This window comes from Cupriavidus sp. GW822-FHT06G04 (genome assembly GCF_058799075.1).
The window spans coordinates 170,097-189,983 of record NZ_JBXALD010000012.1; the positions used below are offsets into that span (position 1 = coordinate 170,097).

General features: G+C 64.4%; 20 protein-coding genes. 9 read left to right on the forward strand and 11 right to left on the reverse strand.

Annotation, left to right across the window (positions count from 1 at the left end; genetic code table 11):
- The first annotated feature begins 11 nt into the window (after nucleotides 1-11).
- Nucleotides 12-806, forward strand: coding sequence for an ethanolamine ammonia-lyase subunit EutC (gene eutC / locus AC1RKI_RS24405; protein WP_492797702.1), 795 nt, complete (start codon nucleotides 12-14; stop codon nucleotides 804-806).
- Nucleotides 807-812: 6 nt separating this feature from the next.
- On the opposite strand, the gene AC1RKI_RS24410 is transcribed toward eutC, so the two are convergent.
- The 3 genes from AC1RKI_RS24410 to AC1RKI_RS24420 form a co-directional block, all read right to left on the reverse strand.
- Complete coding sequence (locus AC1RKI_RS24410) at nucleotides 813-1,286, reverse strand: aminoacyl-tRNA deacylase (protein ID WP_061957630.1); 474 nt, start codon at nucleotides 1,284-1,286, stop codon at nucleotides 813-815.
- A 33-nt stretch (nucleotides 1,287-1,319) separates the two neighbouring features.
- Complete coding sequence (locus tag AC1RKI_RS24415) at nucleotides 1,320-2,264, reverse strand: LysR family transcriptional regulator (protein ID WP_061957631.1); 945 nt, start codon at nucleotides 2,262-2,264, stop codon at nucleotides 1,320-1,322.
- Between the two features lie 108 nt (nucleotides 2,265-2,372).
- Nucleotides 2,373-3,686 (reverse strand): MFS family transporter, encoded by a 1,314-nt coding sequence (locus AC1RKI_RS24420; protein ID WP_061957632.1) that lies wholly within the window; start codon nucleotides 3,684-3,686, stop codon nucleotides 2,373-2,375.
- Between the two features lie 389 nt (nucleotides 3,687-4,075).
- On the opposite strand from AC1RKI_RS24420, the gene AC1RKI_RS24425 reads away from it, so the two are divergent.
- From AC1RKI_RS24425 to AC1RKI_RS24435, 3 genes are all read left to right on the forward strand, one after another.
- The gene (locus AC1RKI_RS24425; RefSeq protein WP_150982087.1) at nucleotides 4,076-4,390 is read left to right on the forward strand and encodes a hypothetical protein; all 315 of its coding nucleotides are present in this window, start codon (nucleotides 4,076-4,078) and stop codon (nucleotides 4,388-4,390) included.
- Between the two features lie 123 nt (nucleotides 4,391-4,513).
- Nucleotides 4,514-5,671 (forward strand): acyl-CoA dehydrogenase family protein, encoded by a 1,158-nt coding sequence (locus tag AC1RKI_RS24430; RefSeq protein WP_061957661.1) that lies wholly within the window; start codon nucleotides 4,514-4,516, stop codon nucleotides 5,669-5,671.
- Nucleotides 5,672-5,809: 138 nt separating this feature from the next.
- Entirely contained in the window at nucleotides 5,810-6,358 is a 549-nt protein-coding gene (locus AC1RKI_RS24435) for a hypothetical protein (RefSeq protein ID WP_492797699.1), read from the forward strand.
- Here AC1RKI_RS24435 and AC1RKI_RS24440 read toward each other — a convergent pair.
- The 4 genes from AC1RKI_RS24440 to AC1RKI_RS24455 form a co-directional block, all read right to left on the reverse strand.
- Nucleotides 6,339-6,686: a hypothetical protein gene (locus AC1RKI_RS24440; protein WP_492797697.1), complete on the reverse strand. Its 348-nt coding sequence runs from the start codon at nucleotides 6,684-6,686 to the stop codon at nucleotides 6,339-6,341. The two genes, AC1RKI_RS24435 and AC1RKI_RS24440, sit on opposite strands and share 20 nt — an antisense overlap.
- A complete protein-coding gene (locus AC1RKI_RS24445) occupies nucleotides 6,658-6,960 on the reverse strand; it encodes a putative quinol monooxygenase (RefSeq protein WP_061957635.1) in 303 nt (100 codons plus the stop codon). The genes AC1RKI_RS24440 and AC1RKI_RS24445 overlap by 29 nt, the downstream gene beginning before the upstream one ends.
- 374 nt (nucleotides 6,961-7,334) lie before the next feature.
- Nucleotides 7,335-7,706: a hypothetical protein gene (locus tag AC1RKI_RS24450; RefSeq protein WP_061957636.1), complete on the reverse strand. Its 372-nt coding sequence runs from the start codon at nucleotides 7,704-7,706 to the stop codon at nucleotides 7,335-7,337.
- Nucleotides 7,707-7,762: 56 nt separating this feature from the next.
- Entirely contained in the window at nucleotides 7,763-10,639 is a 2,877-nt protein-coding gene (locus tag AC1RKI_RS24455; protein WP_492797695.1) for a M16 family metallopeptidase, read from the reverse strand.
- 208 nt (nucleotides 10,640-10,847) lie between these two features.
- Between AC1RKI_RS24455 and AC1RKI_RS24460 the strand changes: the two genes are divergently transcribed.
- The 3 genes from AC1RKI_RS24460 to thpR are packed head-to-tail and all read left to right on the forward strand — an operon-like array spanning nucleotide 10,848 to nucleotide 13,502.
- A complete protein-coding gene (locus AC1RKI_RS24460; protein WP_492797693.1) occupies nucleotides 10,848-12,365 on the forward strand; it encodes an AlkA N-terminal domain-containing protein in 1,518 nt (505 codons plus the stop codon).
- A complete protein-coding gene (locus AC1RKI_RS24465; protein ID WP_492797692.1) occupies nucleotides 12,362-12,922 on the forward strand; it encodes a methylated-DNA--[protein]-cysteine S-methyltransferase in 561 nt (186 codons plus the stop codon). Before AC1RKI_RS24460 ends, AC1RKI_RS24465 begins: the two co-directional genes overlap by 4 nt.
- A 16-nt stretch (nucleotides 12,923-12,938) precedes the next feature.
- On the forward strand, nucleotides 12,939-13,502 hold the full coding sequence (thpR, locus tag AC1RKI_RS24470) for an RNA 2',3'-cyclic phosphodiesterase (RefSeq protein WP_492797691.1): 564 nt from the start codon (nucleotides 12,939-12,941) through the stop codon (nucleotides 13,500-13,502).
- Here thpR and AC1RKI_RS24475 read toward each other — a convergent pair.
- Nucleotides 13,486-14,109 carry a LysE family translocator gene (locus AC1RKI_RS24475; RefSeq protein ID WP_061957640.1) on the reverse strand — a complete coding sequence of 208 codons (624 nt, stop codon included), beginning with the start codon at nucleotides 14,107-14,109 and terminating at the stop codon, nucleotides 13,486-13,488. The two genes, thpR and AC1RKI_RS24475, sit on opposite strands and share 17 nt — an antisense overlap.
- A 3-nt stretch (nucleotides 14,110-14,112) precedes the next feature.
- On the reverse strand, nucleotides 14,113-14,337 hold the full coding sequence (locus AC1RKI_RS24480; protein ID WP_170292636.1) for a hypothetical protein: 225 nt from the start codon (nucleotides 14,335-14,337) through the stop codon (nucleotides 14,113-14,115).
- Here AC1RKI_RS24480 and AC1RKI_RS24485 point away from each other — a divergent pair.
- Both AC1RKI_RS24485 and AC1RKI_RS24490 read left to right on the forward strand, forming a co-directional pair.
- Nucleotides 14,248-15,132, forward strand: a complete 885-nt coding sequence (locus AC1RKI_RS24485) for a LysR substrate-binding domain-containing protein (protein WP_150982101.1) — start codon at nucleotides 14,248-14,250, stop codon at nucleotides 15,130-15,132. The genes AC1RKI_RS24480 and AC1RKI_RS24485 overlap by 90 nt on opposite strands.
- Before the next feature lie 198 nt (nucleotides 15,133-15,330).
- On the forward strand, nucleotides 15,331-16,125 hold the full coding sequence (locus AC1RKI_RS24490; protein WP_492797690.1) for a flagellar brake protein: 795 nt from the start codon (nucleotides 15,331-15,333) through the stop codon (nucleotides 16,123-16,125).
- A gap of 154 nt (nucleotides 16,126-16,279) precedes the next feature.
- Here AC1RKI_RS24490 and AC1RKI_RS24495 read toward each other — a convergent pair whose 3' ends face one another.
- Together AC1RKI_RS24495 and AC1RKI_RS24500 are read right to left on the reverse strand one after the other, a co-directional pair.
- A complete protein-coding gene (locus tag AC1RKI_RS24495; protein WP_061957642.1) occupies nucleotides 16,280-17,128 on the reverse strand; it encodes an IclR family transcriptional regulator domain-containing protein in 849 nt (282 codons plus the stop codon).
- A gap of 239 nt (nucleotides 17,129-17,367) precedes the next feature.
- Nucleotides 17,368-19,632, reverse strand: a complete 2,265-nt coding sequence (locus AC1RKI_RS24500) for a patatin-like phospholipase family protein (protein ID WP_492797689.1) — start codon at nucleotides 19,630-19,632, stop codon at nucleotides 17,368-17,370.
- Nucleotides 19,633-19,887: the final 255 nt, after the last annotated feature.

Sequence of the window (19,887 nt, forward strand, 5' to 3'; positions counted from 1 at the left end):
CGGAGCCGCGCATGGAATCGACGCCAATCAATCCGCCCCCGGAAGACACAGGGCCCGACGATCCGTGGCGCCGGCTGCGGCAGTTCACGCGCGCGCGCGTTGGCATCGGCCGCACCGGGCACGCGCAGACTACCCAGACGATCCTGTCGTTCGGACTGGCCCATGCGCAGGCGCGCGACGCCGTACATCTGCCGCTCGATGTGACGGGGGTGGAAGCCGCCCTGCGCGAAATCGGCCTGACAGGATTGCCGGTGCACAGCGCCGCCGCCGATCGCGACCAATATCTGCGCCGGCCCGACCTGGGGCGGCGTCTGGACGATGACAGTCGCGCGCGACTGCGTGCGCAGGCGCGTCCCGATCGGCCCTATGACGTGGTGTTTGTCGTGGCGGACGGCTTGTCCGCGCTGGCCGCGCAGCGCCACGCGGTGCCTCTGCTGCAGGCGGTGCTGGCGCGATTGCGGCAATGGCATATCGGCCCGGTGGTGATTGCGCGGCAATCTCGCGTCGCGCTGGGCGACGATATCGGCGAGCAACTGGGCGCACGACAGGTAGTGATGCTGATCGGCGAGCGGCCGGGACTCAGTTCGCCGGACAGCCTCGGCATCTACCTGACCTACGACCCGCGCGTGGGCCGTACCGATGCGCAGCGCAACTGCATCTCGAATGTGCGGCCCGAAGGACTGCCATATGCGCAGGCGGCGGACCGGCTGGTCTTCCTGCTGCGTGGCGCTGTGGCGCTGGGCAAGTCCGGCGTGGATCTGAAGGACGACAGCGTCGCGGCATCCGCCACGCTGTCGCGCACTTGAGCCCGCCTACATCATGCGGTGCGAAAAGCGGCCGCGTTCGGCGTCACTCATCAGGTTCATGAACTGCTCGCGATCCATATGCACGAGTTCCATGTGGTCGCCGGCTTCGAACCAGATTTCCGGCTCTTCCAGCAGGCTTTCGTCCACGTAGGTCCGCATGCCGTACGACGTCGCGCACGGCGGGATCGCGCCGAGGTCGCAATCCTTGAACACCTCGCGGATCTCGTCCTCATGGGCCAATACCAGCTGGCGGCCCGTCTGCGCGCAGATCGCCGCCATCTGCAGGTGGTGCGACGAAGGGATCACTGCCGCCACGTAGCCGGCTTCGTCTTCAAGCAATACGGTTTTGGCCAGTCGGTTTCCGGGAACATGTGCGGCCTGTGCAGTGGCCATGCTGCTGAGGCTGTACGGGTGGCGGATGATGTCGAACTGGCTGTTCATGCGGCTGAGCCTGCCAGCCAGGGTGCCTGCCATTGCCATGATGACTACCTTCCTTCCGCGCCAGCGCGCGGTTCAGTCCTGGGTGCTCTCACTATAGGCACTGCCGGCGCCCACGCGGGGCCAGACCGCCTGCAATTCGGTCTTCAGAAACGTCAGCAGGTAGCGCGTGGCCATGGTCTGGTAGCGATTGGGCATCGTCAGCATGTAGAGCTTGCTGCCGAACACGCTGATCCGGTATGCCGGCAGCAAGGGTGCCAGCGTGCCGTCTCGGAGGTCGGCGCCGACCGCGTAAAGTGGAAAGATGCCGATACCGAGGCCGCTGACGACGGCGTCCTTCAGAAAGGCAAAATTCTCGGAGCTGAGTGTCGGCTCCAGTACAACCTGCTCGCGCTCGCCGGTGTCGTGCCGCGTGCCTGCCGCCTTGAGCTTCTGCCCGATCGGCGACGCGCAGACGATGTCATGCGCGGAGAGATCTGCCAACACTGTCGGCATCGCGCGGCCCTGCAGATATGACGGCGCGGCGCACACCACCCAGTCGACCGTGCCGATCTCCGTGGCGACGACCGAATCGGGCGGCGTGGAAATGATGCGCAGCGCCACCTCCACATCCTCCGAGACGAGATTGTGGATGCGGTTGTCGAACACCACATCGAGCGTGATATCAGGATAGCGGCGCTTGAACTGCACCAGCAGCGGCGACAGCAGCGCGTGGCCCAGCCCGGTCGGCACCGACAGCCGCACATGGCCCTGCAGGCTCTTGCCCATGCTGCTGATCAGCGCGTTTGCGGCGGCCACCTCGCCGAGGATGTTGCGGCCGTGCTCGTACAGGCCGGCGCCCACTGGCGTCGGTTCCACGTGACGCGTGGTCCGCCGCAGCAGTTGCACGCCAAGTTCTTCTTCGAGCGCCTTGAGGTGATAGCTGACATTGGCGCGCGTCATCTTGAGCTTGCGGGCGGCGGCGCTGAGGTTGCCGGCGTCGACGATGTCGACGAACAGGCGCAGGGCGTTGAGATCCATGACGAGGCTGGCGTGGAAACGAAAAAGGGGCCCGAAGGCCCCTCAGTGTGCCATGGCCGTTCGCCGTGGCGTCGGTGCGCACCGACGCCGCTGCGCGCGGCGCTCGCCCTAGTGCTCGTGATGCAGGTACTTGGCCTGGCGCGGCAGGCGCAGGCTGACCAGGAACGCCAGCACCATCATGGCCGTGACATACCAGTAGAACGCGTTCTCGTGGCCGATCGATTTCAGCCCAAGCGCCACGTATTCCGCGGTGCCGCCGAACAGCGCGTTGGCGACGGCATAGGCCAGGCCCACGCCGAGCGCGCGCACTTCGGGTGGGAACATTTCGGCCTTAACGATGCCGCTGATCGACGTGTAGAAGCTGACGATGGCCAGCGCGATGCAGATCAGCAGGCCAGCCAGCTCGGGGCTCGACACAGTCTTCAGCGCGGTCAGGATCGGCACCGTGGCGATGGCGCCGAGCGCGCCGAACAACAGCATGTTGTTGCGACGGCCGATGCGGTCGGACAGCGCGCCGAAGAACGGCTGCATGCACATGTAGAGGAACAGGCAGCCGGTCATCACGTAGCTGGTCGTCTTGATCGGCAGACCAGCGGTGTTGACCAGGAATTTCTGCATGTACGTGGTGAACGTGTAGAAAATCAGCGACCCGCCCGCCGTGTAGCCCAGCACGGTGAAGAACGCGGCCTTGTGATGACGGAAAAGCTCCGCCACGCTGCCCGCTTCCTTGCTGTTGCGTTGCTGCGCGGTGGTCGTCTCGTGCAGCGTGCGGCGCAGCAGCAATGCCACCACGGCCGTGATCGCGCCCACCACGAACGGGATGCGCCAGCCGTAGGCCTTCAGTTCGGCCTCGGTCAGCAGCTGCTCCAGCACAACCACCACCAGCACGGCCAGCAACTGGCCGCCGATCAGCGTCACATACTGGAACGACGAGAAGAAGCCCCGCCGGCCCTTGAGCGCCACTTCGCTCATGTAGGTGGCGGTGGTGCCGTATTCGCCGCCGACCGACAGGCCTTGCAGCAGGCGCGCCAGCAGCAGCAGCGCGGGCGCCAGGTTGCCGATGGCGGCATACGTGGGCAGGCACGCAATCAGCAGCGAACCGAAGCACATCATGACCACCGAGATCAGCATCGAGTTCTTGCGGCCGTTGCGGTCGGCGATCCGGCCGAACAGCCATCCGCCGATCGGGCGCATCAGGAAGCCGGCCGCAAACACGCCGGCGGTGTTCAGGAGCTGCGCAGTAGGGTCCGCCTTGGGGAAGAACGATGGCGCGAAGTAGATCGCGCTGAACGCGTAGATATAGAAATCGAACCACTCCACCAGATTGCCCGACGAAGCGGCAACGATGGCAAAGACGCGTTTTCTGGTTTCCTCGGGAGATGGTGCGGTGCCGGAGAGGCTGGGGGAGGCGATGTCTGTCATAGGACCTTCTTGTGTACTTGACGGCGGTGGCGCCGCTGAATCGGAACGGGATGCGGGGCGGCGGGCCAGCGCGATACCTGAGTGGCGGGCCGCAGGGCAGAACCCGTGTGCATGGCAAGCGTACCCCGGATTTTCCGGGCTGCCCAGCGGCAGCCTGCCGCATGATGCGGGCGAATCATTGCGTGATCCTTATCGCCTATAGGATTTGCACGGCATTGTTCCGATCATTGGATAGAGTTTTTATAGGCGCCGCCAAATGCGAAGCGAGGCCATTGAAAATTTTCACTGGCCTGAGCTTCGTCATGCGGATACCTTTCATGGTCCGCGGGGCTGCGCAATCATGCAGGCCGATTCAATTTTCAGCGCCGCATTCTTCGATCCTCTTGTCAATGTCCGTGCTGCGAAACCTTTGGATTGCGCTGCTGATGGTGCCCGCCGTGGTCTGGGCCGAGCCCGATCTCGTCCAGTGCCAGCGTATCGATCAGGGCCAGTTGCGGACCGCGTCCGAACCCGCGCTGCTGGAAATGCGCTGTCGCGCGCGGCAGATTTCCTACGAGGCGCCACGCCTCAAGGGCGTGACCCAGAAATTCAAGGACGACCTCGTGTTTGCCTGCCTGGATCAGGCCGACGCCATCGAACACCAATTGCGCGTGGCATATGGCTACTCGCGTGAAAAGCTGGCCCGCGCGAAATGCGCCGAATAACGCCCGGCGCGTTATTGTCAAAAATAATTATCGGTTCTGTACAACTCCGCGTGGATTGTCAAATTCGATGGTCGGCGTACCATTGGCGCCCATTGTTGTTGTGTCGACTTGATGGAGACTGCCATGGCCCTCGACGCCGAATCCTTTTCCCTGCTGCGCGCTTCGGTGCAGCGTTTTATCGATGAGCGCCTGAAGCCGGCGGAAGACACGCTGGAAGAAATCGACGACGTGCCGGCCGATATCGTGGCCGACATGAAGGAGATGGGCCTGTTCGGCATCTCGATCCCGGAAAACTACGGCGGCATCGGCCTGTCGATGTCGCAGGAATGCGATGTGGTCTATGACCTCGGCCACACCGCCTTCGCGTTCCGCTCGGTGTTCGGCACCAATGTGGGCATTGGCTCGCAGGGCATCCTGATGGATGGCACCGAGGAGCAGAAGCAGAATTACCTGCCGCGGATCGCCAGCGGCGAACTGGTGATCTCCTTCGCGCTGACAGAGCCGAACGCCGGTTCCGACGCGGCGTCGTTGCAGACGCGCGCCGAGCTCGACGGGGACCACTATGTCATCAACGGCACCAAGCGCTTCATCACCAATGCGCCGCGCGCCGGCGCCTTCACGCTGATGGCGCGCACCGGCGGCCCGGGCGCCTCGGGTATCTCTTCGTTCATCGTGCCCGCCGACACGCCGGGAATCTCGCTCGGCAAGCCGGACAAGAAGATGGGACAGCGTGGCACCAAGACGTGCGACGTGGTGCTTGAGAACGTGCGCGTGCCGGCCGCAAACATCATCGGTGGCGTTCCGGGCGTCGGTTTCAAGACCGCCATGAAGGTGCTGGATCGCGGCCGTCTGCATATCTCCGCACTGGCTTGCGGCATGGCGCATCGGCTGATCACGGACGCGGTGGCGTATGCCAAGGAGCGCAAGCAATTTGGCAAGCCGATCGGCGACTTCCAACTGATCCAGGGCATGCTGGCCGACAGCCAGGCCGAACTCTATGCAGGCTTGTCGATGGTGCGCGACTGCGCGCAGCGCTACGACGCAAAGCCGGCCGGCAAGAGCGATCCAGAAGTCAGCATGCTGGCATCGTGCACAAAGATGTTCTGTACCGAGATGGTCGGCCGCGTAGCCGACCGCGCCGTGCAGATCCACGGTGGCGCCGGCTATATCGCCGAATATAAGGCCGAGCGTTTCTACCGGGACGTGCGCCTGCTGCGCCTGTACGAAGGCACGACGCAAATCCAGCAGATCATCATCGCCAAGCAGTTGCTGCGCGACTAAGCGGCGCGCCAGCGCTTCTGGCGTTGACGCGGCGCTGCGCGGCGACCCGTTTTGTGTCGCCGCGCAGCCGAAATCGCTCTGCTTCGTTTTGTTGACACGCTGCGCATGACACCGGCCAAGCACGGGACAGGAGACAGGATGAACAAAATCCAGACAACGGGTGCGCAAGTTCAGCGCGCTGCCAACGAAGACGGCGTGCATCGCTTGCGCGCCGTGGTGGCAACGTACCGAACCATGGTGCAAGCCTATACGCTGGCGGTGTCGGCCAATGAGTTGATGGCGCTGACCGCGAGCCCTGAGCCGACCCATTCGGCGCGCGACTACCGCGCGCAGGCGCACCTCGATCGATTGCGCGATACCGTGCGCGACTGCGGCCTGGCGCTGCCCAGCGCGATCGTCCTGGCCGTATCGGGCGGCCGGATGCGCTGCGAATGCGATCACCTGTACGAACTGGAACTGCGCCCAAACGCGGGCGACAGCCTGATCGTGCTCGACGGATATGAGCGCGTCGCCGCACTTGTCGAGTCCGGGCGAGGACATATCAAGACACTGGTGACGGCCGTGTTGTGCTGCACGGCTTTCGACGGGACCGAACAACCGTCCACGACGGCTTCCGAAGCCGACTGCGCGATGATGCACGCATCTGCCGCCGCCCGGTGGGCCGGCGCTACGCGCGTCTGGCAATAATTGGCGTCAGGTGCCAGCGCCAATCGAAATTTGCACGGTTGGCGGCCGGGCTTAGCAAAGAGCCAAGCGTCCAGTCAAGCTTGGCGCGCTCCCCAGTAGTCTTGCGTTGTGGAATGAGCCTAATGGTGAAGGCGTTCCTATGGATGCCGCCATATTCCCAGAGCGGATCGAGTGCGCCCATGGCGTTCTTCAAACGAACGGGACAACTGGTGGCTATCCAAACGCAGGCATCAAACGGAGCGCCAACGCGCACTAACGGCGCCAGTAAGCTGTCAGCTCGAGCGACTTGCTGAGCTTGCTCAGCCGGGCAGCTTTGCAGCAAGAACATCAATCTTTTCGATTGACGGCGGCTCGGCGAATAGCTCACCTGCTTTTTCCATAAGCGCGGCTGCGACTTTGCCGGAAAGATGGGCTTGCCGCCCAGCCTCATCTGGAAACGCGTCAAAGATGCCAAAGGTGGACGGCCCCAAGCGGAGGCCGAACCAGGCCGTTGTAGCTGGCTCCGCCTGAACGAGGGCGAGACCACTTAGAAGAAAGTTCTCTACCTCTTTCTCCTTTCCGGGCTTGGCTTCCAGGCGAACGAACAACGCGAGTTTGACCATGACATGTCTCCGGTTGCTAAACAGACATCACTTAGCCCACCTTCCAGCGGGTCCAACGTAATGATGACCGGATCGCCACCACGAGCGACGAAGCGGCCTGCTCCACGTAGTCGAAATCAGTCTACCAGCGAAGGACCGATACCGGCGCCCAGCGTGGACCTTAGCGAGCCGATGCACGGTCAAGCAGCGAGTACCTGGCTTGCCGTGGACCGACGCATTCATTCTGCGCGCTGAAACTGCTCTTCTAGCCACCGGTGCGCGCACGGAAGCGGGATACACCCGCATGTTGCATTTACGTCCGCCGCCCACAGTCAGGGCGTCAGAGCGTCAGAGCGTCAGAGCGTCAGGGCGCCAGAGCGTCAGGCGACAGGGTGCTACGACCAGACCAGGTCGATGTCGCGCAACAGGTGGCCTGCCAGGATGTAGTCGCCCAGCCGGGCCGCTTTGGCTTCCAGCTCCAGCAGTTCATGGTCGGCCATCGAGCCGAGGTCGAACTGGCAATACAGATTTCGTTGCCGGAACGTTGTCTTGGGTTTGCCAAGCCCTTCGATCAAGGCATCCCGCGTGCGGACAGCGATGCTTTCCTGTCCGCGATATTGCACTTTGATACCGCGTTTTTCTCCCAGACGGCCAAGTTCCACGGCGTCTTGCCAGCCTGTCTCGTAGTCCAGCTCAAGCGCCAGCATTTGATTCGAGTCCAGAAGCCTGAGCGCTTCGGTCTTGCTGCCAGCTCGCACGATTGACATCCACACCTCAACATCTCAATAAGACTGTATGAATATACAGTGATCGACCGCTTGTCTCAAGGCTTCGTGACTTCGTGCGCGGCTGCGGCCGCAGCCGGTGCCGATTCCGCCGGGGAAGTGGCGCCCGGCGCGGCGGCAGGGGTCCCGCCGAAGTCTCCGGCAAACGCTTGCGTCAGTGTTGCCGGACCGAGATAGCGCCGGATTGCCGCATTCACGGCCTGCGGCGTTGCTTGACGGATGCTGTCCTCGATTGCGGCGGTATGGGCCATGGTTCTGCCGAGATATGCCTGATCGGCCAGCGCGCCGGCCAGCGCGGCGTCGCGCGTACGACTGATGATTCCTTGCTGCAACAACCCGCTGGCAGCTTCGGAGACCTCCGCGGCCGTCACGCCGTCACGCACAAAACGCGACATCTCTTCTTCCACCGCGTTGCGTAAGCGCGGCAGGTTCTGCGGCGCGTACACGGCCCAGAGGCCAAAGCGGCCCGCGCGATCGAGTGCGCCGACAGAGACCGAGCTCGAGACCCCATAGCTGATGCCTTCGTGCTGGCGCAGACGGTCCGCCAGCCGGCTGCGCATGCCGGTGCCGCCCAGTACGCGGCTGGCAATCAGCAACAGCGGGTAGTCGGGCGAATCGTCGATGAGGTCGATGGGTTGCGACGCCTGGAACACCGCATTGGCCTTGCCGGGAGCGTCCAGCTTGAATTGCGTGGCCGGGATGTCGACGAAAGGCCGATCGACCCTTTCGAACTGCACCTGTGCGCGCCAGTCGCCAAACAGGAATGCTGCCTGCCGGATGGCGTCATCGGCGTCGAAATCGCCGACGAGGGCAAGCTGCGCGTGTTCGGCGCCGTAGAAGCGCGCGTGGAAATCGCGCAGATCAGTCAGCGAAACGGCTTTCAGCCGCGTCACACTTTCGTCGAATGTCGGCGTGTAGCGGGGGTCGCCCGCCGGATAGGGGTTGCCATACCGACCCAGCGCATTCGGTGCCATCGCGCCGGGCTGGTTGCGCTGGCTTTCCACGCCGGCGATGCTGCTGGCGCGCAGGGTCTCCAGCTCGTTAGCCGGGAACGTTGGCATCCGCAGCACCGTGCGCAGCAGCGCCAGCACATCCGGAAGGTATTGGCGGCGTGTCTCGAACCGGACCGTAAGCCGCTCGGCGCTGCCGGAAATCGCCACGTTGGCTTTCAGGGCTTCGAACCGGTCGGCAATTTTCTGACGATCAAACGCGCCTGCGCCGCGATCGAGCATGGCCGCCGTCAGCGCGCCGATCGAGGTCTTTCCCTGCAGCGCATCGGCGTTGCCGAGCCGCAGGATCAACGTGCCATGGACGGACTCGCCGCGCGACGGTTTGGGCAGCAGCGCCAGCCGCATGCCGTTGGGCAACGTCTCGCGCACGGTGTGGGCGTCGATATTGGCGGGACTGGGATCGAACGCCGCTACGGCCTGCGCCGCCGGCTTGCCGACGTATTGCTGCGCGATCGCGGCCAAATCGGGCGCGGCGGGAATGCTGGCGAGTTGCGGTTTGTCGCCCGGCAGGAACTCCCCAACGGTGCGGTTGGTCGGCCGGAAGTAATTTTCGGCCACACGCTGCACATCGGCCAGCGTGGTGGTTTCGACGCGATCGCGGTTGATGAAGAATAGCCTCCAGTCGCCCTTGGCGATGGCGCCCGACAGCGCCACGCCGTAGGCGGCGGGATCGTTGAGGGTTTTTTCGTACGCATTGCGCAGGCGCACGCGGGCGCGCTCGACTTCTTCTTCGGTGACCGGTTGCGTGCCGAAGCTTTCGATGGCCGCCACCAGCGCATCGCGTACCGGCTCGATGGGCCGGTCGCGTGCCGTGCCCGCTGCAAACAGGATCACGCCAGGGTCCTTCATCGACGTGAAGAACGATCCCTGCCAGGCGGCCTTGCGGCTGTCAACGAGCGCGCGCTCGAGCCGGCCGCCCGGCGAATCGGCCAGGATGACGGACAGCATGTCGATGGCCGTGATATCGGGATGCGCGCCGGGTGCGACGTGATACATCGCCGCCACGATGCTGCTGTCGCCCGGGCGCGTCAGCAGCACCTCGCGTGCGCCTTCCTGTGCGGGCTCGATGGTGTACTCGACGGGCAATACGCGGCTTGGGCGCGGAATCGGCCCGAACGAGCGCTCGATGCCGGCCAGCGCGCGCGCGGGATCGAACTGGCCCGTCACCACCAGTACCGCGTTGTCCGGCTGGTAATAGCGGCGATAGAAAGCCTGCAGGTTCTCGATGCCGACGCGCTCGACGTCGCTGCGCGCGCCGATCACGGCCTTGCCGTAGTTGTGCCAGCGATACGCCGCGGCATACATCTGCTGTTGCAGCATCCGCATGGGATTGTTCTCGCCAATCTCCATTTCGTTGCGCACCACGGTCATCTCGCTATCGAGGTCCTTGCGCGCGACGAAGCTGTTGACCATGCGGTCCGCTTCCATGCGCAGGGCCCAGTCGAGGTTGTCGTCGCTGGCGGCGAAGGTCTCGAAGAAATTGGTACGGTCCTGCGTCGTCGTGCCGTTGTACTGCATGCCTCGCCGCGCAAATTCCGTGGGAATGGTCTTGCCCGGCAGCGACGGCGTGCCCTTGAACAGAAGGTGTTCCAGCAGATGCGCCATGCCGGTTTCGCCATAGTTCTCATGACGGCTGCCCACCAGGTATGTGACATTCACGGTGGTGGTAGGTTGTGCGTCGTCGGGTGCCAACAGCACGCGCAAGCCATTGGGCAGCCGGTATTCCGTAATGCCTTCCACGCTGGCCACGCGGACGGCCTGTACCGGTGGCGCGGCATGTGGCGAGGGCGCGGCGTCGGCTCGCGCCGCCAGGGCGGGCGCGGACAGCAGGCCCAGCAGGGCGGCGCAAGCGAAGCCCGCCAGCCTGGCAGTACGGACGACACCGACGACGGAACGACGTTTCATGCAGGCTCCAGAATGCTCCACATAGGGCGCCGATCGGCGCCGGGCGGCGTGGCACGGCCGCGGTGAACAGATTCTAGCTGCTGCAATGCGCAAACCAACGCGTGCGAGCGCACTTTCAGAATCGGGGACATTTCCTCTTTGCGGCAGCGCGAGGAGAATGTCCGATTCCAGCGTATTTGAGAGGCTGCAAAGCAGTACGATGCACGCCATGGAACTCGATCCCGACACCTGCTACAAGGCCATTGCCTCACACGACCGACGTTTCGACGGCCGCTTTTTCGTGGGCGTATCGTCGACGGGCGTGTACTGCCGGCCGGTCTGTGCCGTGCGCACGCCCAAGCGCGAGAACTGCACGTTCTACGAATCTGCCGCGGCAGCGGAAAAGCACGGTTTCCGGCCATGCCTGCGATGCCGTCCGGAACTGGCGCCAGGCCATGGATTGGCCGATATTTCGGGACGTCTGGCGCAAGCCGCTGCCACGCTGATCGACGAAGGCTTCATGACCGGTGCAGGCGTGGCGCAACTTGCCGCGCGGATCGGCGTGACGGAACGGCATTTGCGCCGCTTGTTCGACACCGAGTTTGGCGTTTCCGTGCACGAATATGCACAGACCCAGAAGCTGCTGTTGGCCAAGCGCCTGCTGACCGACACCACGTTGACGGTGACGGAAGTGGCGTTGGCGGCCGGGTTTGGCAGCGTGCGGCGCTTCAATGACGTGTTGAAGGATCGCTACGGCCTGACGCCTCTGGCAATGCGTCGACGTGCGGCGGACGGCATGGCGGACCGGCTGGTGTTCGAACTGGGTTACCGGCTGCCGTTGGCGTGGGCGGAGCTGCTGGAATTCCTCGCTGTGCGGGCCATCGACGGTATCGATCACTGTCACGGTGGTGTTTATTCGCGCACCATCGCGATCGAATCGGGAGGCGTCCGGCACGCTGGCTGGGTACGTCTGGAGCACGTACCCAAACGCACCGTGGTGCGCGTGACACTTTCCGCTTCGCTCGCGCACGTCATCCCGCAGGTTCTGGGCCGGGTGCGCCGGCTATGCGATCTGGGTTGCCGGCCAGATATCGTCGATGCGCATCTAGGCGATCTTGCCGCGGCAACGCCGGGCATGCGCCTGCCGGGAACATTCGACGGATTTGAAATTGCGGTGCGGGCGATCGTCGGCCAGGTGATTTCGGTCGTGCACGCCAGACGGATTCTGGCCCGGCTGGTGCGCATGGCCGGACAAGCGCTGCCGGAAGACGTCATGGGCGGAGAGGCGTCTCCGATCGGGCAGCCAGCGCTGACGCACCTGTTTCCGACTGCGCAATCGCTGGCGGCGTTAGCAGATGCCGACTATCAGGCCGTCGGTGTGTCGATTCCAAAAATCCGCGCCATTCGTGCCCTGGCGCATCGCGTGGCGTCGGGCGACATCGCCCTCGATGCGCATGCCACACCCGAGCAAACCGTCGCGCAATTGCTGGAGATTGACGGGATTGGCGACTGGACGGCGCAGTACGTGGCGATGCGCGCGCTTGGTTGGCCGGACGCGTTTCCCGCCACCGATTACGCGCTGCGCAAGGTGCTCGGCGTATCGACCGCGCGTGCGATGCAGGCCAAGACCGCGCAGTGGGCGCCCTGGCGCGCCTACGCGGCGATTCATCTCTGGCATCGATACGAACTTTGCAAGGACGGCGGCAACGCCCGGCAGGACAGCGACATTGAGGAGCAGGCAGCATGAACAGCTATCGACTGACGAACAGCCCACTGGGCGACATCCTGCTGCGCGCAGAGGACGGCGTGCTCACGGGCGTGTTCTTCTCGGGACAGAAGTACTATCCGGCCCACGCCAGACCTGTCGAGCCGATTCCTTCGGCAGACGCGCGCGTGATGGCGCAGGCCGCCGACGAACTGGCGGCCTATTTCGACGGGGCGCTGCACACGTTCACGGTGCCTTTCCGCTTTGTCGGCAGCAGTTTCCAGCAGCGCATCTGGCAAGCGCTCTGGGACATTGATTTCGGTGAGACGTCGACCTACGGGCAACTTGCGGCGGGGCTGGGTTTGCCGCCGAGCCATTCGCGCGCGGTGGGCGGCGCCGTGGGACGCAACCCGTTATCGATCATCGTGCCTTGCCACCGCGTGGTGGGTGCGTCCGGGGCGCTGACGGGCTATGCCGGTGGCGTCGATCGCAAGCGCGCGCTGCTCGCGCTGGAAGGCGTGCTCGATGCCGCGGTGGCCCACCGCGCTGTGGGCGTGCAGGCGGCGCTGGCGTTCGAATCCGCGACTTTGCCCGCGTGATAGTGGCACGGTAGCCGTGCCCAGGCTCTTTGTCGCTATCGATTTGCCGCACGAGCTTGCGGTCGATCTGTTGCGCACCTTGCCGGTTCACGACGGTATCCGGCCCACGCTGCCGGGGCAACTGCACCTCACGCTTCGTTTTCTTGGCCAACGCGATGAAGCGTTGGCGGCGCGCGTGGCGCTGGGGTTGCGCACGGTGCGCGCAAGCGCGATGACGTTGCAGGTCGACGGCGTAGGCCGCTTTCGCAGCGGGCGCGGCGCGGTGTTGTGGGCGGGGCTGTCGGCATCCGCGCCGCTTGCGCAGTTGGTCGACGCCATCGATCGCGTGCTGGAAAACGAAGGAATCGGCGCAGAGGCGCGCCGGTTCTGGCCGCATCTGACACTGGCGCGTTGCCGTCCGGGCGTGCCTGACACGATCCTGCGCGATTGGCTGTCACGGCATGGCGCGTTGACAATGCCGCCATGGCGCGTCGACCGGTTTGCACTCGTTGAGAGTTTTCTCAAACCGGACGGCGCCCGGCATGCCGAGCGCGAAACGTACCCCCTCGCGACGCAGCCCCTCGTCAGCCCAGATTGCTGACGCCGAGCGCCACGCCCAGTCCGCATAGTGTGGAGCCGATCAGCTTGTCGAGCAGACGCTGGCGGCGCAGCATCGCGGCGCGCAGCGTGGCCGAGCCGAAGCACCATGCGACGATGCTGAACCATACCCAGTGGGTGATGGACATGAACAATCCATAGCCAAACTGCATGGGCAGCGGCGTATGGACGTTCACCACCTGCGTATACGTGCTGACCACGAACAGCGTGGTCTTCGGATTCAGCGCATTGGTCAGGAACCCCATGCGCAGCGACGCCGCGCCGGACATGGCAGGCGCCGCCGAAGTGTCGACACTCAGCGCAGTGCGGTTGCGCAATGTCTGAAGACCGATCCAGATCAGGTACGCCGCGCCCAGCAGCTTGATGACGGTGAGCAGTTGATGGGCGTGAGCAATCAACAGCGATACCCCGAACATGGTGTAGGCCACGTGCACCTGCACGCCGAGCCCTATCCCCAGCGCGCACAACAGCCCGGTGCGCCGCCCGTACAGGTAGCTGTTGCGCGTGACCATGGCGAAGTCCGGCCCCGGACTGATGACGGCAAGGATGGTAATCGTCGCAACTGCCAGGATTTCCGCGAATGAACTCATTTTTCAGTCAGTTTTTGTGGATGACGGTTTTGCGCACGGCAAGGAATCCACGTCATTGTGGCCCGCAGAAATGGGTACGGAAAGCGATGTATACTGCGCCAATTCCGTGAGAAAAACTGACTGATCGGCATGCCATCGATGCATTGGCTGGGCTGGATCCGCTTCTTCGAAGCGGCTGCCCGCCATCAAAATTTCGCGCGCGCAGCCGAAGAGCTGCATCTGACGCATGGCGCCATCAGTCGGCAGATCCGCCAGCTGGAAGACGCACTGGGCGTGGCGCTGTTCGAGCGACGCAACCGGGCAGTGTTCCTGACCGAGGCAGGCCGGACGCTGCACGCCGCCGCCACGCAATCGATGGAACTGCTGGCGGCCACGGCTGAGAAAATTCGCATCGCGGCCCCGAATGCCGCGCTGGTCTTGTCGTGCGAGCCGACGATTGCGATGCGTTGGCTGATTCCGCGACTGAGCCGTTTTTCTACAGCCTACCCGGACATTCCCTTGCATCTGATGGCCGCAGGCGGGGCGATCGATTTCGCGGCCAGCGGCGTCGATGTGGCGCTGCGACGGAACGATTTTCCGTTCGATCCGCGCTGGCACACGCGGGAACTCGCGCCGGAACGGGTCGGGCCGGTTTGTCGGCCGGATCAGGCCCGCACGGACCTGCGGGACGTCCCTCTCCTGCATACCCGCACGCGCCCGGACGCCTGGCAGCGTTGGGCGCGCTGTGCCGGTGCCGGCGCGATCGCTGGGCGGCAAGACGCGTGGTACGAACACTTCTATCTGAGTCTGCAGGCTGCCGCGGCCGGTCTGGGTTGGGCGATGGCTTCCGAATTGATGGCCGCCGACGAGCTTGCCGAAGGCCGCCTCGCCGCACCGCTCGGGTTTGTGGCCGACGGCTCGGCATACCACCTGATCTCGCCGGTCCCATTCGCCGATGACCCGCGTCGGCTCGCATTGCTCGACTGGTTGCGCGCCGAAGCGGAGGAGTCGCACGCGGCGCGGATATCTGGGCAGAAAGCGTAGCGGACGCTACCCCCCGGAAGTCGGTCGCTAAAGTTGCGTCGTATTTTGCCGAAGGCCATGGCATATGCTTGCGCGGCTAAGGTGCCGCGCTTACCATGCGGCGCTGGCCGCCGCCAGAATTCAGACAAATGCGATGTTTAGTGCTTTGTCCGTCAAAGGCGGCCCGCGGCGCAACCACCTTTCGACGTAGCGTATCCCATGAGTCTTCAAGATCCCCGCGGGCCTCAGGCAGCCCAATCCACGTCCGACTTCGAGGACGAGCCGATCGAGCAGGACGCGGCACAGTTGGATGAACGCTACCGGCTGACACACAGTTCGCAAATCGGCACCGTGCTGCGCGACATGGCCTGGCAGAAGTGCCTGCTGAACGTGCGCTCGAAGGGCGGCTCCGAAATCGTGACGTCGATTCTCCACGTCGACCCCGCCAACAAGACCTTTGTTTTCGACTGGTGCCGCGCCGATGGCGAGCGTCAGGCGCTGATGTCGTCGGAACAGAACGCTTTTTCGGGGTTGCTGCGCGGTGTCCCCGTCAACTTCGTGGTCGGCGCGCCGGGCGCCACGCGTTTCGAGGGCGGTCCGGCCTTTCTCGCGGACTTTCCGGAAAAGCTCTATCACTTCCAGCGCCGCCGCCACTTCCGCGCGCGCACTTTGCTGACCAAGGGCTACCGGTGCGAAATCCAGTTGCCCGAAAGCGCGGACAAGAAGACGCTGTCGCTCGACATTGCCGACCTTTCGCTTTCCGGCGTGGGACTGCGCTCGCGCGCGGTCGGCTCGGACCTGCTGCCGGTGGGCACGGTGATCAAGAAATGCCGGCTTGACTTTGGCGACCTCGGCCGCCTGGAACTGGACATGCAGGTGGTGGGACACTGGCTGGTCGGCTTTGACGACAATACCGTGCACCACTACGGCTGCGCCTTCCTGAATCCGGACGGCCGCATGGAGAACTTCCTGCAGCGGCTGGTGTTCCAGCTCGAACTGGCACATCGCGGCTGATTGGGACCGATCGGGACTGATGCGGGCGGATCGGCGTCGATCGTCGCCCGATCATTGAAGTGCCTGGCGGGTCGATGGGTGCCTGGCGGGCTGGAAACGGCCCCGCCGCAAGACCGCGTGCTGCTGATGGCGCGCTGGCGCGCGCTGCGTGCCGTCAGGTTCCGACCAGCTTGCCGATGGCGGCGGCGGCTTCCCGCATCGGGCCGAGCAGCCGCGCCACCATTTCAGATTCGCCCACCTTGTTGGCCTTGACGCTGACGCTGATGGCTGCCACTACCGCGCCCGTCTGCGAGCGCACCGGCACGGCAATCGCCCGCAGGCCGGGCTCCAGTTCCTCGTCGATCAGTACGTAATCCAGTTCGCGCGCGCGTTCGAAGGCGGCCTCGAGTTCCGGGCGCGAGACCTTGGTCAGCAGCGTACGCGGCCGCAGTTCGGCATGTTCGAAGAATGCTTCGAGCACGGCGTCGGGCTGGTGCGCCAACAACAGGCGGCCCGTCGACGTGCAATAGGCTGGCAGGCGGCTGCCCATGCCAAGTGCGTGCGTCAACACGCGCTGCACTTCCGAGCGCACCAGATACAGAATGTCGATGCCATCCAGGATCGCCAACGCCGACGTTTCATGAACGCGCGCGCTGAGGCTGTCCAGGATCGGCTGCGCCAGCGATACCAGCGAGGTCGACGAGAAATAGGCGTGGCCCAGATGCAGCACGCGCGGACGCAGCGCGAAGTGGCCATCCTGCTGGCTCACATAGCCCAGTTGCTCCAACGTGTACAGGCACCGGCGGACCGAGGCGCGCGACAGTTGCGTGCGCTGCGCCACCTGCGAAATCGTGAGCGGCCGCTTGCGCTCGGAAAAAGCTTCGAGCACGGTCAGACCGCGCGCAAGCGACAGCATGAAATTCGGATCGCCGGCAAAGCTGTTGAGGATATCTGCCGGGGGATGCGCGGCGCGCACCGTGTCGGCCTGCGCGGGCTTGATATTGAGGGGGCTGGGGGCGTCCATGAAACAGGGGAACATGCGGCGTTCGATAATCGCGCATCTTACCGCCGCGGCAGGACGATTGCCGAATTTTGGGCAAAAAAATGTCGCCGATGCGACGGCGACGGGGGAAGGGGGTGTCTGTCAAGACGGGGGTCTTGGCGACAAAAATGAGTATAGACAACTGCACAAAGACATTACATACAACTTCGGAGGGGGTCCGGCGTTAGGCGCTTTGTGCTCTGCGGACGACCGACCGGCGGTCAGGGTTTTCCGAGGAAAAGGTAGAACGCGTACTGCCCGCCCGCGGCGCGGCCGTATGCCAGGTAGAGCGGCCCGATCAGGCTGTCCACTCCCAGAAAGACCGATGCGGACTTCAGCAGGCCGGTGGGATTCGCGGGCGCCAGCGGCGCGCCGACGCGACCGGCTTCCAGCGACGCGCCGGCGTAGACGCCATCGAGCAGGGGCTGATTGGCAAGCCTGTTGTAATACACCAGCCGCGCAAACTGGAGATTGCCGCCAATCAGTTGGCCGGTGCTATAGCCCGACTGCTGCAGGAATCCACCCCACTGGAACAGGTCGTAGCGCGGCAGCCCGGGGCCGCCGATATTGCTGCCGGCGCGCACGCCGATATTCACGGTGTGATTGCCGGACGAATACGCGCCGGTGGCCGTGATTTCGCCTTTGGTATAGGTATTGGTCGCCCCCATCGAGCCCTGCGACGAATAAATGTTCAGCGTGCCGCCATAGCCGAAGCGCGGGAAGTTGATGCTGTCGAGCTGGTCGAATAACAATCGGCCGGTGATGGCGCGGCGATCGATGCTGTTCGTGGTGGCCGGCGCCAGCGAGACAGGCCCGGTGGACAACGACACGTTCTGGTGGCCGATCACCACGCCGACGCGGGCCTCGCCGTACTTGGTGAACTGGCTGCCGACATCGAACGCGAAGTCGGTCCGGCGCAAGTCATACTCGGCAATCTTGTTGTTGCCGTTGTAGACATTGACTGGTCGTCTCTCCAGTTCGATGCGTGGCGCCACAAAGAACAGCTGGCGCGTGTCGAGCGGCTGGTAGAACTCGCTGATCAGGCTCGATGTCTGGCCCACCTGCACATCGTTGCGCCATTCCGCGCCCAGCGAGTTGAGCCACGTGCGGCGGTAGCTGGCCAGCAGATTGAAATAGGCGTTGCCGCGGAAATCGGAACTCAAGCCGAGCCCGAAGCGCAGGTAGTTGGGGCCGTACGTTTTTTCCACGGCATCGACGGCCATCACGTGCTTGCCGGGCTCTTCCAGGAAGCGATAGTTCACATGCTCGAAATCGCCGGTGCCAAACAGCCGCCGCATGTCGCGATCGAGGGTTTCCTGCGTGATCGGCTCCCCGGGGCGGGTTTCCATCGTGGCGGCCGCGAACTTTGGATTCACGCGTTCCATCGGGGCGAAGCGGATCTCGTCGGCCGGGCGCGGATCTGGCGGGGGCAGCGCGCGCTGGACGGTGCGCAGCTGCGCGTACTGGTCCGGTGGCAGTGACAGTACGGCCAGGCGATCGGACTGGCGACGCGCCGCATCTTCGCCGATCGGGATGGTCTTGGGCAGGTGATTGAAATCGCTTGCAGAGAAATCGCCGAGCTCGGGCAGGATCAGGATATCGTCCGGCTTCAGGGACGCCAGCGATGTACGGACGTTCTGCTCGGTCAGGATATTGAGCATCTGTCCCGTCACGCCGATCAGCGAGGTCAGTTCGTCGCGCTTCATCAGCGGCGTGCCGAGGTTTACCGCGATGATGATGTCGGCGCCCATTGCACGCGCGACGTCCACGGGCAGGTTGTCGGTCAGGCCGCCATCGACCAGCAGCTTGCCCTGATATTCCATCGGCGCCACGGCGCCGGGCACCGACATGCTGGCGCGCATCACGTTGGCCAGTTCGCCCTCGCTGAACACCACGGGCGTGCCGGTGACCAGATCGGTGGCGACGGCCCGGTAGGGAATCGGCAGCGCGTCGAAATCGCGATAGCCCGGCGCGTTGGCCAACTGGCGCAGCACGGTTTCCAGTTGCACGCCCGAAACCACCCCCTTGGGCAGCAGCAGCCCGTCGCCGCGCACACCGATCTCCGGCGTCACTAGATTGGTGTGGTCGTCGATCTTGCGGCGAATCGCCAGATCCTGACGCGGCGGGCGTTCCTTGAAGATCGCATCGGTCGACAGGGTGCCAACCAGCTTTTCCATGTCCTCGATGCTCATGCCCGTGGCATAGGCGCCGCCGACCAGCGATCCCATGCTGGTGCCCGCAATGCAGTCGATCGGCACGCGCAGCGCTTCGAGCACCTTCAGCACGCCGATATGGGCAGCGCCGCGCGCGCCGCCGCCGGACAGCACCACGCAGATCTTTGGCCGTCCGACCGGATGCGGCGGACCAACCGGCTTGACGATGGCGGTATTGGGATCGGCTGGCGCCAACGGCGCCGGTGCAGTGGGCGCCGGATTGGGGGGCGGCAGCAACTGGCGGCCTGCCTCGGCCGCGTTGGCGGTTGGCATCGCGGACCACGCCGCCGCGACGCACAGCGTCGCAAGCGTCGCGCGCACCCTTGCCGACCAGTGGGTGGCCTGACGCAACAGAGACGGGACCCGCGAGGCAAGGACCATGGCAAGAGATTGGCGATACCGATGTGCCGCAACACTAGCAGTCGTGGCGCGCGCGCACTGCTTGCGCGAAACAATTCATCATGCGCGCTGAATCGTGAAGATCAAATTCAGACGTGTGCCCTTGCGCACCGTTGCCCGGCCCCATCC

Coding starts and splice junctions, on each gene's coding strand:
- AC1RKI_RS24485 (WP_150982101.1), top strand. CDS start 14,248: ATGCATTGGCTGGGCTGGATCCGCTTCTTCGAAGCGGCTGCCCGCCAT.
- AC1RKI_RS24480 (WP_170292636.1), bottom strand. CDS start 14,337: ATGCGTCAGATGCAGCTCTTCGGCTGCGCGCGCGAAATTTTGATGGCG.
- AC1RKI_RS24460 (WP_492797693.1), top strand. CDS start 10,848: ATGGAACTCGATCCCGACACCTGCTACAAGGCCATTGCCTCACACGAC.
- AC1RKI_RS24425 (WP_150982087.1), top strand. CDS start 4,076: ATGTCCGTGCTGCGAAACCTTTGGATTGCGCTGCTGATGGTGCCCGCC.
- AC1RKI_RS24445 (WP_061957635.1), bottom strand. CDS start 6,960: ATGGTCAAACTCGCGTTGTTCGTTCGCCTGGAAGCCAAGCCCGGAAAG.
- AC1RKI_RS24435 (WP_492797699.1), top strand. CDS start 5,810: ATGAACAAAATCCAGACAACGGGTGCGCAAGTTCAGCGCGCTGCCAAC.
- eutC (WP_492797702.1), top strand. CDS start 12: ATGGAATCGACGCCAATCAATCCGCCCCCGGAAGACACAGGGCCCGAC.
- AC1RKI_RS24500 (WP_492797689.1), bottom strand. CDS start 19,632: ATGCCAACCGCCAACGCGGCCGAGGCAGGCCGCCAGTTGCTGCCGCCC.
- AC1RKI_RS24475 (WP_061957640.1), bottom strand. CDS start 14,109: ATGAGTTCATTCGCGGAAATCCTGGCAGTTGCGACGATTACCATCCTT.
- AC1RKI_RS24450 (WP_061957636.1), bottom strand. CDS start 7,706: ATGTCAATCGTGCGAGCTGGCAGCAAGACCGAAGCGCTCAGGCTTCTG.
- AC1RKI_RS24455 (WP_492797695.1), bottom strand. CDS start 10,639: ATGAAACGTCGTTCCGTCGTCGGTGTCGTCCGTACTGCCAGGCTGGCG.
- AC1RKI_RS24440 (WP_492797697.1), bottom strand. CDS start 6,686: ATGTTCTTGCTGCAAAGCTGCCCGGCTGAGCAAGCTCAGCAAGTCGCT.
- AC1RKI_RS24420 (WP_061957632.1), bottom strand. CDS start 3,686: ATGACAGACATCGCCTCCCCCAGCCTCTCCGGCACCGCACCATCTCCC.
- AC1RKI_RS24415 (WP_061957631.1), bottom strand. CDS start 2,264: ATGGATCTCAACGCCCTGCGCCTGTTCGTCGACATCGTCGACGCCGGC.
- AC1RKI_RS24410 (WP_061957630.1), bottom strand. CDS start 1,286: ATGGCAATGGCAGGCACCCTGGCTGGCAGGCTCAGCCGCATGAACAGC.
- AC1RKI_RS24490 (WP_492797690.1), top strand. CDS start 15,331: ATGAGTCTTCAAGATCCCCGCGGGCCTCAGGCAGCCCAATCCACGTCC.
- AC1RKI_RS24495 (WP_061957642.1), bottom strand. CDS start 17,128: ATGGACGCCCCCAGCCCCCTCAATATCAAGCCCGCGCAGGCCGACACG.
- AC1RKI_RS24465 (WP_492797692.1), top strand. CDS start 12,362: ATGAACAGCTATCGACTGACGAACAGCCCACTGGGCGACATCCTGCTG.
- AC1RKI_RS24430 (WP_061957661.1), top strand. CDS start 4,514: ATGGCCCTCGACGCCGAATCCTTTTCCCTGCTGCGCGCTTCGGTGCAG.